The organism is Enterobacter sp. 50793107, from assembly GCF_001463365.1.
GTDB classification, from domain to species: domain Bacteria; phylum Pseudomonadota; class Gammaproteobacteria; order Enterobacterales; family Enterobacteriaceae; genus Enterobacter; species Enterobacter cloacae.
Genome location: NZ_LNII01000164.1, coordinates 16,577 through 32,497 on the forward strand (window position 1 = coordinate 16,577; position 15,921 = coordinate 32,497).

A 15,921-nucleotide genomic window follows, 5' to 3' on the forward strand; every position below is an offset into this window, starting at 1 on the left:
CCACTACACGTTAGTTTTCTACTAACTGAACGACGACTAGCCTGCCGCCTTCCTCCTTTGACAGAACAAACTGAGCGTTATTCGTCAGTTCAATTTTTTCACCAATGGCAATCTGTCGTTTATCCGGTAATGACATAAGCCCATTTATGCCTTCATTTACTAACCACCACTGATCGTTATGGAAAACAAAATACCCAACTCGTTTCCTTTGTGCATCGGTTGTGCGCTCATTTGGCGCAATGAGGCGATTCACATGCCACGCATAGATTGACTGCCCGCTCCACACCATCAACCGGTGATCGTCAGGACGATAACTGCCTTCCTTTCGGGATGAATATAAATTTAGAACCGGTAATTTACCCTTGTATGGCGTACCGCAGTAGGGACAAACCGGCTTTGTCTTACCTGAGAAAACGTACCATTTCTGTTCACACGCCTTGTTCTGGCAGGGCTGTATCAGATCGACTGTTTTAACCAGGGCACTTTCCCACTCATCGGCGGTCGGGCGTTTAGTGGCATCGTGTAAGCCATCAATAAAGGCGCGTTCAAACAAAGGCGTCAGATAAGGGCCCATGATGGTGTAAGGAATTTTCTCCGGGTCAGCCCAGGGCAGTGAAAAGGAGGATAGCTGACTGACTTTGACTGCATTGCTTTTGTCTGTCGGATGTTCAATGAAGAGTGCCTTCTCACCCATAGATAAGGTCTCATCACGTACTTCATCCGACATGTCATGTATTTTTCCGCCACGTAGCGGATGACGGAAGAACAGATACATGTAGATAAGCACCGACAGCGCATGACGGTCAGTAGAAATGCTTGGCAATACGCGGTTCGGATCCTCTTTGGAAAGATGGCTGGTTTTCACCACTTCCGGAGCGATAAAATCCGGGGTGCCCACGACGTCGGGAGGATACTTTCCAGGGACAACCAGGCCGTCTACGTCAATGATGCAGGCATGTCCCATTTCTGGATCGATAAGCACGTTTTTATAGCTTAGATCGCTGTGACAGAGACCTGCCGCATGCATCCTTCTGACGGCTCTTGTTAGCAGCAGACAGACCTTGAGATAGGTAAGCGTATTGCCTCGTTCACGTGGGTCGAGAAATTTATTCTGGTTGCTGGCGCTGGCAAACCATTTGCCTTCCTTTTCACGGCCTTTTATGCCAAGAAAATCATCGTTTTTAGAGCCGTATTTAAAGAAAAAGTAGCTTTTGTAGGTTGGAACCACGATGCCGATTTTATCCCCATGCTCAACAACGTGGGTCGGCCAGCAAAACAGGTCCTTCCAGTATTCACCTCCGGACTGGCCAAAAATGTTTTGCCTGTAGCGTCCGGTGATCATATCAATCCGATCCCGGGCCTGCTCGTTCTGCGGTTTATGATAAAAAGCGACGACGTATGATTTATCAGGCGAGAAGTAAACATCCTTCATCGAGCCCGAACCAATTTCCTCGTCAACATACTGGACTGTTTCGCCGTCCTTTGTTTTGCACGTAACAATATTTGCCATATTGATCACCGAAGAAGCGTATCCCTTACCACAACACCGCAATAGTGCGGTCATCGTGGTTCCCTGTGGAGAAAAAGTTAAGCCAGTCGCCTAACCTCTCAGGCGCAATACTGGCGTCTGTAAGGACAGGGATGAGCTCATCAAGGAGACGGGTCCATTTTTCGTCACTGCGAAGCCCGTTATCTGTCTCAAACAGAGGGTCTGATACGCCATCTGTCATGAGGATCAAGTGAGATACATCATTCCATTTACCCACGCTGATGCGGCCGCTAAACGAGGGGTCTGCGATAATGCTCTGGTCAAGAAAGCGGGTTTGTCCTGCGTATTCTCCGCTATCGGGATTTCCCAGTATCCTGACTTTACCGGAAGGGCTGTATGCACCTATCGCACCATCACCAAGCCAGAATGCAGCCGCAAACAGCTCATTATCAGTTCGTAGCGCTACAGTTGCCAGTAGGGTTGTTGAATAGGATTTCACAGGTTGTTCTGCACAAATGGCTTCGTTCTGGATACTGTTGACCGCGAGCGTAGCTGCCTGTTTAAAATGATGAAGCATGGCGTTTATGGTTGCCTGCTGATCGCTCCCTTCCCACGCCGTGATGTGCTGCTTTAGATGGACGCCTTTCAAACCACTGAGCTGATTGAAAAGGTAATCGCCAGCCGTTTGGACTGCAATCCGGGAGCCTTCCCGGGAATTTACCGCACTACCGGCCCCGTCTGCGACCAGCATGACAGACCATCCTGTTTCCTGGCAGTGGTTGATATAGAAGTCGTCATCTCTGAAGCTCCCGGCATGCTCATGAGATCGTCCCCGGCGACTGGCGGCAGCAATACGTATGTCACCCCTGACCAGGCCAGCAGCGTCCAGATGGGACTTAGGGTAGGAAGCGCCTGCTGGTGGCTCTACCACCTTCCACAGGCTTCTCGGATCGGGATTGACTATAAAAAGCTGTTTTGTTTCGCATTCGTCGTGCGAAGCGCATGACCAGAGTACTGAAAGCTCTATATCGCCGCTTTCGGTGGGTGTACCTGTCAGCAACTTATGCTCTTTGTCAAAGGTCAGGCCAATGTTCCTGGGAAAGACAACGTCCCTGACAGTAGCCTGCTGGCCCTCATCCAGAACTATAGCAACCGGCGAAGAGAAACGTTCGCCTGCGCGGGCGTTGGGAATAACTATTTTAGCTCTCGGGGGAACGGCAGGTGGCACAGCTAATCCGGCCCGCTGCTGGCCTGTCGGTATCTGCCCGGGTTTTAATACCAGGGAAGACAGGTTTTCGTCTTCCCTCTGTGCTGGTTTATCAAATTCGTAATAAGGCATCAGCTTCCAGAACGGAGGATGAGGTTCATTTTCTGGCAGGGGTTGCAGTAATGGTGTATCGGTAGCGTCAATGCCCGGGTTATCTGCATCACTTACGACCGTTTGTTGCTGATCGGAAAGGCTGGATGCTGACGAGGGGGCGATCTCTGCGTCGTTATAACCTTCGCTAACCCGCGCAGATAAACCCTGTGCAAGGCTCTCAATCCGCTCTTTAAGCCGCATAATCTCTTCAGTAAGGGAAGGGTCGTGCGATAGAAGAAAAAGCCGCTCACCTTCTACAGGGTGGCCCAGCTCAGACAGCACTAAGCGGATAATCTTCTCTTCAAGTAAAGCATTTTGCGACATCAACCTCTCCCTCTGTTTACGTCGAAGTTAGTGTTTCCGCCATCATTGCTGAATGACAGACCTGTTTCACACCACGGGCAGATCACGTCATCCGGGCCGTCAATGCACAGCAATTTTCCGCATGAGCACAGGGCAAACGCACTGGCATTACCGCAGTGAGGGCAACCCGGTACGCCATGCAGTTCGCTGGTGTTTACCTGCAAACCGGTAGCGGTGGCATCTGACCATGCAAAATAGTCCTCATCGATGGGATAGCATCCGGCAATATTAAAGCTGTTCAGGTTCAGGCTGAAATCGAGCCCGGAAATCCTTGCTGGTGGCCGTTCATACTTCATCAGATACGGACGACGGGTCTTGCTGCAACGGCCGGTAAGCGTAACGCAGATTTCGTCGTACGCTTTTACTGGCTCGTCCTTGGCCAGCCGGACTATGTATTCAGTCTGGCTGAGCTCAGGTTGTTTGTCGTCTCCGACGCTGCGGCTGTGCGCCGTAACCGAGGCTGTGATCCATTTGATGAAGCGGGTAAAGTCCCCTTCCTGAGACTCGGTGAACAGCATGACATTCTCTGTCAGTTGCCGCAGGGTATTCAGGTCCGCTGACGGCCCCAGGCCAACGGCAATGAGATTCACTTTACTCGCGTAGTGATCCTTCCAGCGCTTCACTTCTGCGGTTGTGTCGTCAGTCGGACGTCCGTCGGTAAGGAGATACACGACGGGTTTCCAGTCGCCTTTAGCCTCATGAGTGGTTTTTCTGACCTGGGTATCAATTTGTACGGTCAGCTCACGCAATGCGGCCCCAAGGCTCGTACCGCCGCCAACGGGAAGGCGGGGAGGGTAGAACGAGGCAATTTCGTGAAGAGGTACAATCGTACGGGCTACACCGGCAAATGCGATTACCGAAACCCAGGCTGTTTCAAGTGCGTGTGGATCCTTTCTTAAATCTCCGACGATCATTTGCAGACCATCAGTCATTTTTTTCAGGTTTTCACCAATCATGGACTCTGAACAGTCCAGGACAAAAAACACGGGAAGGCGTCTCATAATTTTCCTCGTACGGCTGGTACGGCCAGCAGAAAACGTTGCTGTACAGAAAGGTGCTGCCCGGAAAGCAGCACCTTTCTGTCTGTCAGAGCACCAGCTGGATTTCTGGTGGAGGAGGGGGAAGGGTATCAGTTCCGTTATTGATCCCCGCGCTTGTGCTGCCGGAAGACACGCTGGCCGATACCCATTTAAAGAAACCTGCAAACGCGGTTGAATCTAGCGTCTCCAGAGACACAACCTTATCGGTGAGCTGTTTTAAGTGCTCATGGCCTGCTTTAGGACCAACGGCGCAGGCAATGATGGATCCGAATCCCCGGCCGCGAATCGCTTTTACCGCTTCACCGTACGCCAGGGCATCAGAAGGGGTTCCATCAGTCATCAGGAATACCAGAGGACGCCAGTCTCCTTTTGTATCACCATCTGAGCGACGTACATCCCGTTCAACACACTGCATCAGACATTCAAGGGCAGCACCGGTGAACGTCCCGCCTGCGCTTGGCACAACGATATCAGAAAACTGGAAGTCTTCCAGCGGCGTGAGAGGAATGAACTCACGCGCCCCATTGTCATAGGTGATAATGGAGATATGAACGCTTTCGAGGGCGTAGGGATCCTGGCGAAGAGCGCTAAGCATCGCCTGAATTCCAACGTTAACGGAATGGATGGACTCACCGCGCATCGAGCCGGATGTGTCGATAACAAGGTAAACAGGCAGGCGGCGCATCACATGTAATTCCTCAGGTGCGAGACAAACGAATCTGATTCTGAAGGCTCACCAATTGCCCTGAGTTTCCAGCCTGTAGCCTCGCGTATCAGCTCGGCAAAAACCATGGAGCGCTGGCTGGCGAAGGCGGGTCCGCCAGAAAGATCGAATCGTGCCATTTCAATATTACGGGCATCTACTGCCCGGATGAAGGCATTCTGAACTTTACCAAAGTGCTGCTGGAGCTTTTCACCATTGTAGATCTGAACGATGAACACAATTTTCTCGTACTGAGCGTCAAGGGAATTCAGGCGCACAATAATTTGCTCATCGTCACCGTCACCGGCTCCGGTTCGGTTATCGCCCGTCAGCCAGATATTTCCTGACTTATGGCGAAGGCTGTTGAAAAAGATGATATCGCCATTCACAAGCGTTGGTTTACCATTTTCCACATTGCCGAGATCGGTCACCTTTCCGGCTGAATTACACAGGAAAGCGATCACATCAAGGTCGTATTCTTCTTCTTTTTTACCAAAGATCCCGCCGAGGAAACCTTTCTTTTCCTCATTAATATCCCAACCCAGGCCGATAGTAACGGACGAGAGATCGTATTCATTTTTTTTCAGGCTTACGCCCTGGCCTTTGCTCAGACTGACAGACATGACATCCCCTTAATTAATAAAATTATAAGACCACGTTTACTTCTGGCGGCGGCGGTGGCAGGTCTTCAAGACCGATCACTTCTTTTTTGCTGGACTCCACTTTCTGACTGCCTACCGAAATGCTCGCACTGACCCATTTAAAGAAAGCTTTAATCGTCGAACTGTCAGCTGTATCGAGCTGAACCACGATTTCAGTGATTTCTTTGAGGACGCTGGTATCGGCATCATGCCCGGCTGCACATGCCACAACAACGCCGGTTCTGGCCGCTTTAAAGTCATTCAGGCCTTTACGCCAGTCATCATTCGGACTTCCATCCGTCATCAGGAATACAAGGGGACGCCAGTCACCTTTAGTGTCAGCCGTCGTTTTCTGTACTTCTTTGGCAATGGAGCTGGCCGTCAGGGTAAGCGCTTCGCCAAGAGAGGTGGTGCCGCTGGCTGTTAGTGCTGGCATCTGGAAACTCAGGAGGTCTGTCAGGGGGACTGCCTGTCGGGCTGAAGAATCAAAGGTGATCACTGACACGTAAGCCGTTTCGAGTGCATACGGATCCTGTTTCAGCGTGGTAAGCAGCGTCTGAACGCCATTCTTAACCGCTTCGATAGGCTCTCCGTGCATAGAGCCGGACGTGTCGAGTAGCAGATATACGGGTAAGCGTCTCAAATGTAATTCCTTCTTAAGAGATCGGAAGAGGAGAGTAGTTTCAGGAAGAGGCCAGAGTTTGTAGATTTGATAAAACGGCACGACATCTGTCGGGTGGAGATTAAATACTCAGAAGCGGCATTAAAGAAATAAGTTAACCACCATTGAATTACCGACATGTGAATGGCCTCTTATCAGAGAAAAAAATTCAGACCGTACTGGAATATAAGATTTCTGAAAAAAACTCCGGCAAAAATAAACTTTCTTATGTATGAAAATCATCATACATCACAGATCTGCATGAATGGAGTGTAAATCGCCCAAAGATTGATGTGTAGCACAAGAGGATGTCAAGACACCAGGTTTTGTAGGCAGAAAGGCGCTGCTGACATTGCGGGAGGAGAATAGATCAAAACTCCGTCACGCAGATACAGAGGTGAAATATGACAAAACCGGGGTTTTCACCCCGGTCTGAGATTTAGCGTCAGGACTTTTTAGCGCTGTATTCTTTTATCAGTTCATCAACGGAGTGCAGAGCCAGCTTCTCTACCGCTTCACTTCGGGTCGAGCCACTCAGCGCAGCCAGACGGTCAATTTTTCTTAAAATCCGCATGCGTAGCGATAATGACACGGCTGTTTTTTTATCCTTATCGAGTACGACCTTCCCTGTGGACTCACCGGTTTTCAGTTCAGCATTCTGTGCGAGCGCTTCATTCATCCGGCGAAGGGTCTTTTTATCCAGCTGGCCCGGATTAACGAGATGGTATGAATGACCTGCCTTGCTGTATTTGATCTCCGCAGAATATGACTCGCGTAGCTCTTTGAGTGCCCGGGTTAATGTCGGCTCTGAGCATTCCAGACTGGTTATAATGTCGGCAGCGGAAACGGGCTTGCCGGTGCCCAGTAAGTTGGCAAGCTTAAAAATCCGGGCCTGTCTGGTATTTAATTGCATCGTAAGATTTAGCCTGCTTAAAGGGTTAGTGGTTCAATAGGCTGAAAAATGAAGGTACTGCTCATCTTTCGAATAACCGGTTGATCGCCTAACGCTTCAACCGGATCAATGTGTTCTAAGCCTGCAAAATTTACTGACGACATCTGGCTGCGACTGCATTTGCAGGACAGGATATACTCATCCTCCAGATAGCCGGTCCGCTTACTGACCCGTTGCGTAAAGCCTGACACAATCACGTTGTCGAACGGTAGCGTATGTAAAACGATACCGACCAGGCGGAACAAGCAGCCATGGACGTGGCGGGCATAGTTTTCGCGTACGGCTTTTTGCGTCATGGCTTTTTCCGTCAGCTCCGTGCCCCGGGCATTAACGCCGTAAATCTTATCAGGGAAATCTTCAATCTCAGCTAAATCAACATCCAGCAGGACTGCTGATAGCTCCGGCTTTACTTCAAATGCAACAAGCGTTTCACGCGGCCATTCAGTTTCTGCCAGCACACCCGCCAGGTATGATTCGAAAAACGCGGCGTCTGTCCGGAACTGCTGCCGGGCATCTGCCTGAGCCGTGGCGAGCCGTTTTTCATGTTCTTCAGCCTCAAACTTCCAGTTTGCATACTGTTCGGCCCAGGCCGTCCGTTGTTGCTGGTACCGGTGCTGTCGAAGGGTATTCTCACGCTCCACATCAATCAGCTCCTGCTGCCACCGGCGAAGATTTTCGGCGTGGCGCTCAGCTTTAGCTGATTCCGATTCAAACCATTTACCCAGAAAACTAATGCCTTCGCTCTCGGCAGGCTTTTCCGGCAATGCAAGATAGTCTGGCTTTTCTGGACGCACCGGTGCCGGAACCTGAAAAGGCGACGTTCTGTTATGCAGGTATACTGCTTCCAGCTCTGCCCAGCTGATGCCTGTTTTGGGATCCGGCGTCAGCTCGTGAATATTACGGATTGCGGTCACCGCTGACATGAGATCAGCGGCTTCCTGCTCAAGCGCCTGTCTGAGCCCCGGGTCGGTAGCCGTCCGGTTCCCACCTCCGGAACGCGCGGCCCGGTCAAGCCGGGTACGGTAACTCAGCCCGGTACCGGGCAAGCCCAGATTGGCATAGGTCCCCCGGCTTCCAAAAGAAACGGAAGCACCTCTCGGCCCGACACTCAGGCTCGGTGCACCGTTACTCAGGTTGAGGCGAACACCAGGAATAATGTTGATCGACTTTCTGAACCTGAACCCCATTATGATTTCCTTAATGATGCTGGGTCACGGTAAGTAATCTGATTCCATCAGCGCTTTGCTCGTTCTGTAACCCATAAAAACGAGCTCTGTCCAGAATGCCAGCCGCCCAGCGGCGATGTGTGGCGGGTTCACACATTGCTCCCTGCGACTTAAACACGGCCTGGGTCGAGTTCAGGATCCGCAGAGCGTCAGAATGCTCACCCTGAGTGACCATCAGCGCGTTTTGAATGACCTCTATCTGACCCGGGTGAATGGCCGTTTTCCCAACAAGCCCATGTGCCATATCAAGAGCCAGCTCTCTGGCCATTACGGCATGATCGTCAATATGCTCACATACGGGCGCGGTCAGGGCAAAATCACGCGGGCCGAAGACCGAAACGAGCATTTTGATGACGTAGCCCATCGGGCTGTCATACAGCGTCAGGTCCCGGGGACGGCGAAGCGACACAACGTTCATAAGATCGTTGCCGCCGATTCGAAGCGCAATAATGCGGTCGTGGCAGGGATGTTCCACCAGACGGGTGGCCAGCTCCCGCATCTGAACCACGTCAAAGACGTCTTCTGTTTCCAGCGTTGGCATCATGCACAGGTGAGTCCCGCCCATGATATCCCACCATTCAGCTAACGAACTGAGGGTAAATTTCGGCAACACAAACCCGTCGACAGCGGAAAGATCATAATGCGCTTTTAACCATCTGCCCATGTCGGCATGCCGGGGGCGAATGAACACCAGAGGCCAGTCATTTTTACCCAGGCTACGCATGCTGTTACTGAGCTCGTGCAGCAGGTGCTCCAGATTTTTGAGGGCGATGGGGATGTCTGCTTCACTGACAGCATCCTCAAGGCAAATTACCAGAGAGCGCAAACCCGGGATTTTCCCATGCAGGACGGCATCAGCAATATCTTCCCGTGTTGCAGGCATGTATAGCGTGGCTCCCAGATTCCAGGGAGAAAGACGATTTTTCATCAGAGTACCTTCTTGATAATGGTTACAGCCCGATACTGGCCGAGGGTTCCCCCCATTTCTGTAACAACTATTCCCTTTTCACGAGCAAGCCCTACAAGCAAGGCAACGTCCGGGTCGTCAATAGAACGCACAAATATATGGTCCGGTACCCGACGCAATACAGCCCGGGTTGCTTCAGCAATACCGGGTTTAATACGATTGACGCTGTCCACTTTAAATTCATCGGCCAGGAACGCGATAACGTCGCGACTTGTCTGCCATAAGATCCGGGCTGACTCCGTATTCCAGCTCAGGGGAGCGAGGGATGTCGGTGTTAACTTCTTACGGAAATGAGCGACGGTATCGACAAGCATCCGGCTGCATTCGAATTCACTGAGATGCTCGCAAACCATGCACCCATGTAATCCTTCAGAGGACCATACTGACCGGGAGATCAGACCTGATACCGGCGCACCCATGATGCCAAAAGGAATGAGCCAGTCATCATCACTTGCTGCAAGCCAGGAACAGCCACAGGGATCGGCCAGGACAACCAGTCGCGGCTGCTCAGGATAGCCCGGGCGATCTTTCAGTGCGCGTACAAGCTCTCCGGTAATTGCGCCTTTACCTGTCCATCCGTCAACAAAGACAATACCGCTGGTACCATGCCGCTCTTCAATGACGTCGAGTGCTGCACCGTCAATTCCACGATCCCGGATGATGCTGATGCCGTAATGCCATGAGGTTTTCCCCATGTCACGCAGGGCCTGGTGCAGCATAACGCCGAGCGGTACGCCAGCTCTGACAAGACTGGCCAGTACAATGGGCTCATCACCGAAGCGTTCGGCCAGAGAAATAGCGAGCTGTGTGACTTCTTTTGCAAGCCTCTCTGCGCCCCGATCCAGCGCCCGGTGAAACAAATCAAGATGCCATTGTGTTGGTGCTGGCTCCTGGCTGAGCATGTCTGAATAATGTTTCTTCCCGGACTGAATCAGCTCTTCTTTTTGATCAACCGGCGTCATCTCAATGACAACCGGCTTTAGCAGAAATTCCACGTCACCGGGCTGGTATGAGCCGGTAAATGTTTCATGTGGCTGCATTTTAATTTTCTCCAAAAATTCGCTGTGAAATGGCATCTGCAAACTGACTCTGACGCGGGATGCCAAACCAGCTGCACAGTTTCATAAAACGATGATCGCTCAGGCTGTCGCCCAGACCAATTACGGGGAAAACGCCGCGTTCAGCCCGAAGTTTTTCAAGCAGCCAGCTGACGGCCAGCCCTTTCTCAACCGGGGTGGGTAGCCAGGCCACGTTATTACTGTTGCGGTGGATGTAGAAGCCCTCGGTCGGAAACACCGTTTCTATCTCATCTGCAATGGCATTGAGCTCGTCAAGGCGGGTGCTGTCGCGGTGTTTCATCACCATATAAACCGCCGTTTCACCGTATTCGAAGTTCAGTCTTGCCCAGGCATTAATCCCTTTTGCGTCCATCATTTCAGTGATCAGTCGCTGCATCGATGTCAGCTTTTCCTGATAGGGAGCCAGCTGGCCGAGCATATGGGCCTTCCACTCCTCGTCGGGGTTGCCTTCAGGCGTGAGAATGACGGCCCCGTGCGTGGTGATTGCCCAGGAGTGGAAAGGGATCCGTACGCGGCTGATTTCTTCAGTTCCCCGTGCGGTAACGGGAATGAGTTCAGCCTGCTCCAGAAGCCAGTCCACTAACATGGACTGTTCTTCCGTCATAAAGCTTCGTGGATTCAGGGTACGATCAACGGCACCGGTACGGAATGGCTCCAGGGCCAGCTCGTCCACCATTTTACGACGGGTCTGAAAGAGCGTGTCGTCAAGGTCGCTCAGAACAACGGGTTTATTCATAGGTAACAATCTCCACGACGGGCGCAACCTCAGCCAGCGCCTTAAGAAGCTGCGCGTCAATACTTTCTGCGGGTGTCTCAGTACACACAAGAATGCGGTCAAACTGCTGGTGGGCGACGTTATAGACAAAATTGGGGATGCCCAGCCCGTAGTTATCCGTAAAGGAAATGGCGGACTCAATGGCATAACCAACGGCGATAGGGGAGCGGGTAGTCGAACCGTAAAATGCCTTTGCCCCGGCAGCTTCGAGCCGTTCTGCAAGCAGGAACGGCTCCCAGACGAATTCCCCTGTCCCGAGAACCAGAACACGCTCCCCTTTGCGGACGGAAACCTCATGGCCGAGATCGGCCGCAGGTGCGAGCATCCCCAGTCGACCCCATGACTGTTTCCCCTGGATGTCCCATTCTCCGCGTGAAGTTACGTTGACTTTTGGCATGTCCGGGACCGGTGCATCTGGTAATGTGGTCCATCCCCACTGACCGCTTACAAGAGAAACAGAAGTGACGGGTAAGGTGCTGCGCTCGGACAAGGCTTTGCCACTCCAGTCGGTAAGCGTAACGGCGATAACCTGTTCAATATGTTGAAGCTTGCCGGTATTACGCAGGGCAGAAAGCAGGTTAATAAAGGTATTACCGGTGGTTGCCTCGTCATCAATCAAAACCAGCGTTCGCGCGTTGGTAACACGACGTCTTTTCTCTTCATCATCTGGCAGATAGATCAGATGATCAGTGGCGTGGCTGTGTTCTTCCTTGAACTCGCAAAGCAACGTGCCATCAACCGGGTGACGGGTAGAGGTCAGATATACAGATTCACGATGCTGGTGGCGCACTTCATCAAACACACCGGCCCCAAGCCCAACGGCGGTTTCAGCCATACCGATAAACAGTACGGGCCCTGTTAGCGTTGAGGGGAACTGGCTGGCAAGCTGTCTGTAGGCCTGCCGCATGACTGAGGGTGGCACGGGAATGTGCCTGCCGAGTACTTTGCTGACAAACAGAAAGGCGCGTTTCGGGTTACGTCTTTCAGCGATATCAAACAGGTCATCGAGCGAAACTTCACCCTGATCGCGGATTACCTGAATCGTACCGCATGAGAGGGTACGGCGATAAATCATATCTTCGAGGTTATCAGACATAAACACGCCTTAATTCAAAAGGTTAGAGAGTGATTCCGGGTATGCAATTACATCCGTAATGGATCTCACCGCAACCGGAGAAAAGGTGTTTTTAGCGCTCTGGCGCACCATATCTTCAGACATCAGACCGAGCTTAAAGGCAGCAAATAACCCAGGAAGGTTCACCCCGCTGTGAAGGGTATAACCCACCCCCCCTGACGGACGCATGTTGGTTTCAAGCAGCACCGGGTTGCCATTCACATCGTTTCGCGTCTGAACATTCACCAGCCCGTCGGCCTTCATAACCCGGGCGCAGTCACACGCCAGTTCCCAGGCGCTACCTTCGTTTACCAGATACTGGATAGCCCCTTCCTTACGGCGTCCCACGGCTGCGAGTATTTCGCCCTTATCCGCGAGGATATCGACGGAAAATTCCGGGCCTGGCAGGTACGGCATCAAAACAAGGGGTTTAAACGACTCAGCAGCTGATGCTGCTGCAATATACTGTTGCGGACTGACCAGACGATGTTCGGGATGATTAAAGACGGCCATAGGCGAAGCACTGTCATCAAAGCGCCAGAATCCCATGCCATAGATACCCGTCACCGGCTTCACGCATACCGGGCTGTCAGTGAACGGCGGGGACGCGAGGTGTGTCTTTAATTCTGCCAGCGTATTCACCCGCCAGGATGGTACAACCGGGAGTCCCTTTTGCTCCATAAACTGAGCAAAAGTAACTTTTTCGTCAGCCAGAGTTAACCAGTCGACGCTCGTTGCACCGGTAGTAAGGGTGGCACCGGTCGATTCAATGTCTGAACGGTGTTCTTCAAACCACTGGCTGTTACGGCCAGTATGAATATGGTGGATGCCGTAGGTCTGAATGGTTTCCTGAATAAACTGGAGACGTTTTTGAGGATCTTCAGGTTCAGTCAAAGAATAATCGGCAACGGAAAGGATTTCATTTCTTTCGTTACGGTGGGAGGCAAAAACGGTAATGGCAAAATTATTTTTTTGTGCAAATGATTTTACCCCCTGAATAATATCTCGCTGGGAGGATAAACCTTCCATAAACCAAATTTTCTTGTTCATTTTTTTTAATTATCCGGAACGCCATGCAAATTTATGATTGAGAAGTGAGTCTATGAGTGTCTAAGCTACATGTCAATCATAATATGATTAATAACTTCTGTGGTTATGGAGTGAGTCAGTATTTTTTGGATTCCCGATAAAGTATTGATATTTAAATTAAACATAGAAAATTAACACCCTGAAAAGATTTTCTTTTTGTGTTTTTACAGAAAACTACCAAAATTTCCCTTGTCAGAGAACTTCATCATGATATGATTTTCTTCGTCAGTTAATAAACAACCCTTTGATTGTCTCGGTCATTACCATTTTAAGGAATAAAACATGGTTTCATTAGTTAAGAACCAGACGGTATCACTCAGCAAAGAATCATCTGCATTAAGCCAGCTTCATTTCGGTCTCGGTTGGGATCCGGTTAAGAAAAAAGGTCTTCTTGGAGGATTGTTTGGAGGCAACGACTCAATCGATCTCGATGCTGGCTGCGTATTAATGGACAGCACCGGTAAAACAATTGACACCATCTGGTTCCGCAAACTGGAATCCACCTGCGGCGCTGTTGTGCACAGTGGCGATAACCTGACCGGTGAGGGTGACGGTGACGATGAAGTGATTAAGGTCAACCTCTCCCGACTGCCTGCAAACGTTGAATACCTGGCGTTTACGGTAAACAGCTTCCGTGGTCAGTCGTTCAATGACGTCGAAAACGCGTTCTGCCGCGTTGTCGATCAAACCGGCAAAGAGCTGGCTCGCTACAAGCTGACTGAGCAGGGCTCACATACCGGGATCGTTATTTCTTCGCTGCGCCGTAATAACGGCAACTGGGACTTTACCGCCCTTGGCCATGCCTGTCGCGGCCGCACAATTGACGATATGCACTCCGATATCGTTTCAGCGGTTATCCGCTAATGAACCTGACGCCGGGGGGCAATGCCCCCGTTCCAGCCCAGGAGTTGCGGGTCCGGATCACCTCGGGCGGCCAGGTGGATGCTTCGGCGTTTCGCCTGTATGCCGACGGGAAGGTGCAGGGTGATGCGGACATGGTGTTCTATGGTCAGCCACGTAACGATGATGGTACCGTCAGCCTGGTCAGTGAAGGCCAGTACTCAACCTTTACTGTCGCGCTCAACCGGCTGAAACCTGATGTCCAAAAAATTGCGTTCACCGTGACCTGTGACGGTGGGCAGACGGTGTCCGGTCTTCGTAATCTTTCCATCGACGTGGAGCAAGGGGCTACCGGCCTGGTTAGCGGCAGTGTCGAATTGAGCGGCCGTCAGGAAGCAGCCTTAATTCTGGGTGAATTTTACCGTCGTAATAATGACTGGAAATTCCGCTTCGTTGCGCAGGGGTTCAACGGTGGACTTAAACCGCTGGCAGAGCATTTCGGCGTAAATATTGCCGACGAACCGGCTCCCGCAGCCCCGACTCCTCCGGTTGTAACCCCTCCGCCAGTTGAGACAAAAATCAGCCTGAGCAAGGTATCGCTGACAAAAGAGAAGCCTGCAATCAGCCTGACCAAACGGGATAACTTCGGTGAAATCCGGATCAACCTGAACTGGCACCGGGGCAGCGGCAAATCAGGCTTTGCAGGCATGTTCGGCTCCAAAGGAATCGACCTGGATCTGGGGGCCTTTGTTGAGCTTCAGGACGGGTATAAATCGGTCATTCAGGCGCTCGGTAATGCATTCGGTAATTATCGCGATGAACCGTATGTTCAGCTCAAGGGCGATGACCGGACGGGTGATGTATCAGACGGCGAGTGGCTGCATATCAATGGACGTGAATGGAAGCATATCCGCGAAGTGCTGATTTACGCCTTTATTTATGAAGGTGTTCCCAGCTGGGACAAGACTGATGGTGTGGTCACCATTCATGTGCCGGATCAACCGCCCATTGAGACCCGCCTGACCGAAGGTGAAAACCGTCGCACATTGTGCGCCATTGCCAGACTCGTAAACGAAAACGGCGCAATTAAAGTCGAGCGAATTAACCAGTACTTCAAAGGCCAGGACGAAATGGACCGGGCATTTGGCTGGGGATTTCGCTGGAGCGCCGGTTCTAAATAACACAGCAACAAAGGAAACAGGTATGAGCTTTTTCGACAAGGTAAAAGGTGCCATTAACTCTGGCCGGGACGAACTGACCCGCCAGGTTGGTCGTTTCAAAAACAAAAAATTTATGCACGGCACCGTTGCTGTATGTGCCCGTATTGCCGTATCGAGTGACGGCGTGAGTTCGGAAGAAAAGCAGAAAATGATGGGCTTTCTTCGCTCTTCAGAAGAGCTGAAGGTCTTCGATACCAATGAGGTGATCGAGTTCTTCAATAAACTGGTTTCAAGCTTCGATTTCGATGTTGAAATCGGCAAGGGCGAAACCATGAAATACATCCTGGCGCTGAAAGATCAGCCTGAGGCCTGTCTCTTATACACATCTGACGCTGCCGACGAAAAGAGAGGTGGAAGTCTCGGGAGTCGCCGAAGACATAAAAAAAAAAAAAAAAAAGCAGA

At 51.3% G+C, this 15,921-nt stretch carries 16 protein-coding genes; 3 read left to right on the top strand and 13 right to left on the bottom strand.

All coding sequences use genetic code 11. From position 1 onward, the window contains the following. Positions 1–10: 10 nt before the first annotated feature. From APU11_RS23240 to APU11_RS23310, 13 genes are all read right to left on the bottom strand, one after another. The gene (locus APU11_RS23240) at positions 11–1,510 is read right to left on the bottom strand and encodes a lipopolysaccharide kinase InaA family protein (RefSeq protein ID WP_060578729.1); all 1,500 of its coding nucleotides are present in this window, start codon (positions 1,508–1,510) and stop codon (positions 11–13) included. Positions 1,511–1,535: 25 nt separating this feature from the next. After that, positions 1,536–3,173: a PP2C family serine/threonine-protein phosphatase gene (locus APU11_RS23245; RefSeq protein ID WP_013087238.1), complete on the bottom strand. Its 1,638-nt coding sequence runs from the start codon at positions 3,171–3,173 to the stop codon at positions 1,536–1,538. Then, positions 3,173–4,213, bottom strand: a complete 1,041-nt coding sequence (locus APU11_RS23250; RefSeq protein ID WP_013087239.1) for a TerY-C metal binding domain-containing protein — start codon at positions 4,211–4,213, stop codon at positions 3,173–3,175. Before APU11_RS23250 ends, APU11_RS23245 begins: the two co-directional genes overlap by 1 nt. A gap of 85 nt (positions 4,214–4,298) precedes the next feature. Further along, complete coding sequence (locus APU11_RS23255) at positions 4,299–4,937, bottom strand: VWA domain-containing protein (RefSeq protein ID WP_013087240.1); 639 nt, start codon at positions 4,935–4,937, stop codon at positions 4,299–4,301. Beyond that, positions 4,937–5,578: a TerD family protein gene (locus APU11_RS23260; protein WP_000116681.1), complete on the bottom strand. Its 642-nt coding sequence runs from the start codon at positions 5,576–5,578 to the stop codon at positions 4,937–4,939. The genes APU11_RS23255 and APU11_RS23260 overlap by 1 nt, the downstream gene beginning before the upstream one ends. A gap of 22 nt (positions 5,579–5,600) precedes the next feature. After that, the gene (locus tag APU11_RS23265; RefSeq protein ID WP_001388628.1) at positions 5,601–6,239 is read right to left on the bottom strand and encodes a VWA domain-containing protein; all 639 of its coding nucleotides are present in this window, start codon (positions 6,237–6,239) and stop codon (positions 5,601–5,603) included. A 463-nt stretch (positions 6,240–6,702) separates the two neighbouring features. Next, entirely contained in the window at positions 6,703–7,170 is a 468-nt protein-coding gene (gene terW, locus APU11_RS23280; RefSeq protein WP_001176767.1) for a tellurium resistance protein TerW, read from the bottom strand. A 17-nt stretch (positions 7,171–7,187) separates the two neighbouring features. Further along, positions 7,188–8,396 carry a DUF4236 domain-containing protein gene (locus APU11_RS23285; RefSeq protein WP_000506888.1) on the bottom strand — a complete coding sequence of 403 codons (1,209 nt, stop codon included), beginning with the start codon at positions 8,394–8,396 and terminating at the stop codon, positions 7,188–7,190. A gap of 10 nt (positions 8,397–8,406) precedes the next feature. After that, a complete protein-coding gene (locus APU11_RS23290) occupies positions 8,407–9,363 on the bottom strand; it encodes an HpcH/HpaI aldolase/citrate lyase family protein (protein WP_000797363.1) in 957 nt (318 codons plus the stop codon). Further along, positions 9,363–10,442: a cysteine protease StiP family protein gene (locus APU11_RS23295; RefSeq protein WP_001182415.1), complete on the bottom strand. Its 1,080-nt coding sequence runs from the start codon at positions 10,440–10,442 to the stop codon at positions 9,363–9,365. The genes APU11_RS23290 and APU11_RS23295 overlap by 1 nt, the downstream gene beginning before the upstream one ends. A gap of 1 nt (position 10,443) precedes the next feature. Next, a complete protein-coding gene (locus APU11_RS23300) occupies positions 10,444–11,217 on the bottom strand; it encodes a hypothetical protein (RefSeq protein WP_001040062.1) in 774 nt (257 codons plus the stop codon). Then, positions 11,210–12,352, bottom strand: a complete 1,143-nt coding sequence (locus tag APU11_RS23305; protein WP_001282603.1) for a phosphoribosyltransferase domain-containing protein — start codon at positions 12,350–12,352, stop codon at positions 11,210–11,212. Before APU11_RS23305 ends, APU11_RS23300 begins: the two co-directional genes overlap by 8 nt. Positions 12,353–12,361: 9 nt before the next feature. Then, entirely contained in the window at positions 12,362–13,420 is a 1,059-nt protein-coding gene (locus APU11_RS23310; protein WP_001035171.1) for an ATP-grasp domain-containing protein, read from the bottom strand. Positions 13,421–13,741: 321 nt separating this feature from the next. Here APU11_RS23310 and APU11_RS23315 point away from each other — a divergent pair, with 321 nt between their 5' ends. From APU11_RS23315 to APU11_RS23325, 3 genes are all read left to right on the top strand, one after another. Next, on the top strand, positions 13,742–14,323 hold the full coding sequence (locus APU11_RS23315) for a TerD family protein (RefSeq protein ID WP_000254136.1): 582 nt from the start codon (positions 13,742–13,744) through the stop codon (positions 14,321–14,323). Continuing rightward, positions 14,323–15,480: a TerD family protein gene (locus APU11_RS23320; RefSeq protein ID WP_001054787.1), complete on the top strand. Its 1,158-nt coding sequence runs from the start codon at positions 14,323–14,325 to the stop codon at positions 15,478–15,480. The genes APU11_RS23315 and APU11_RS23320 overlap by 1 nt, the downstream gene beginning before the upstream one ends. 22 nt (positions 15,481–15,502) lie before the next feature. Next, a partial coding sequence (locus APU11_RS23325) for a tellurite resistance TerB family protein (RefSeq protein WP_239691343.1) occupies positions 15,503–15,921 on the top strand: 419 nt, incomplete at its 3' end.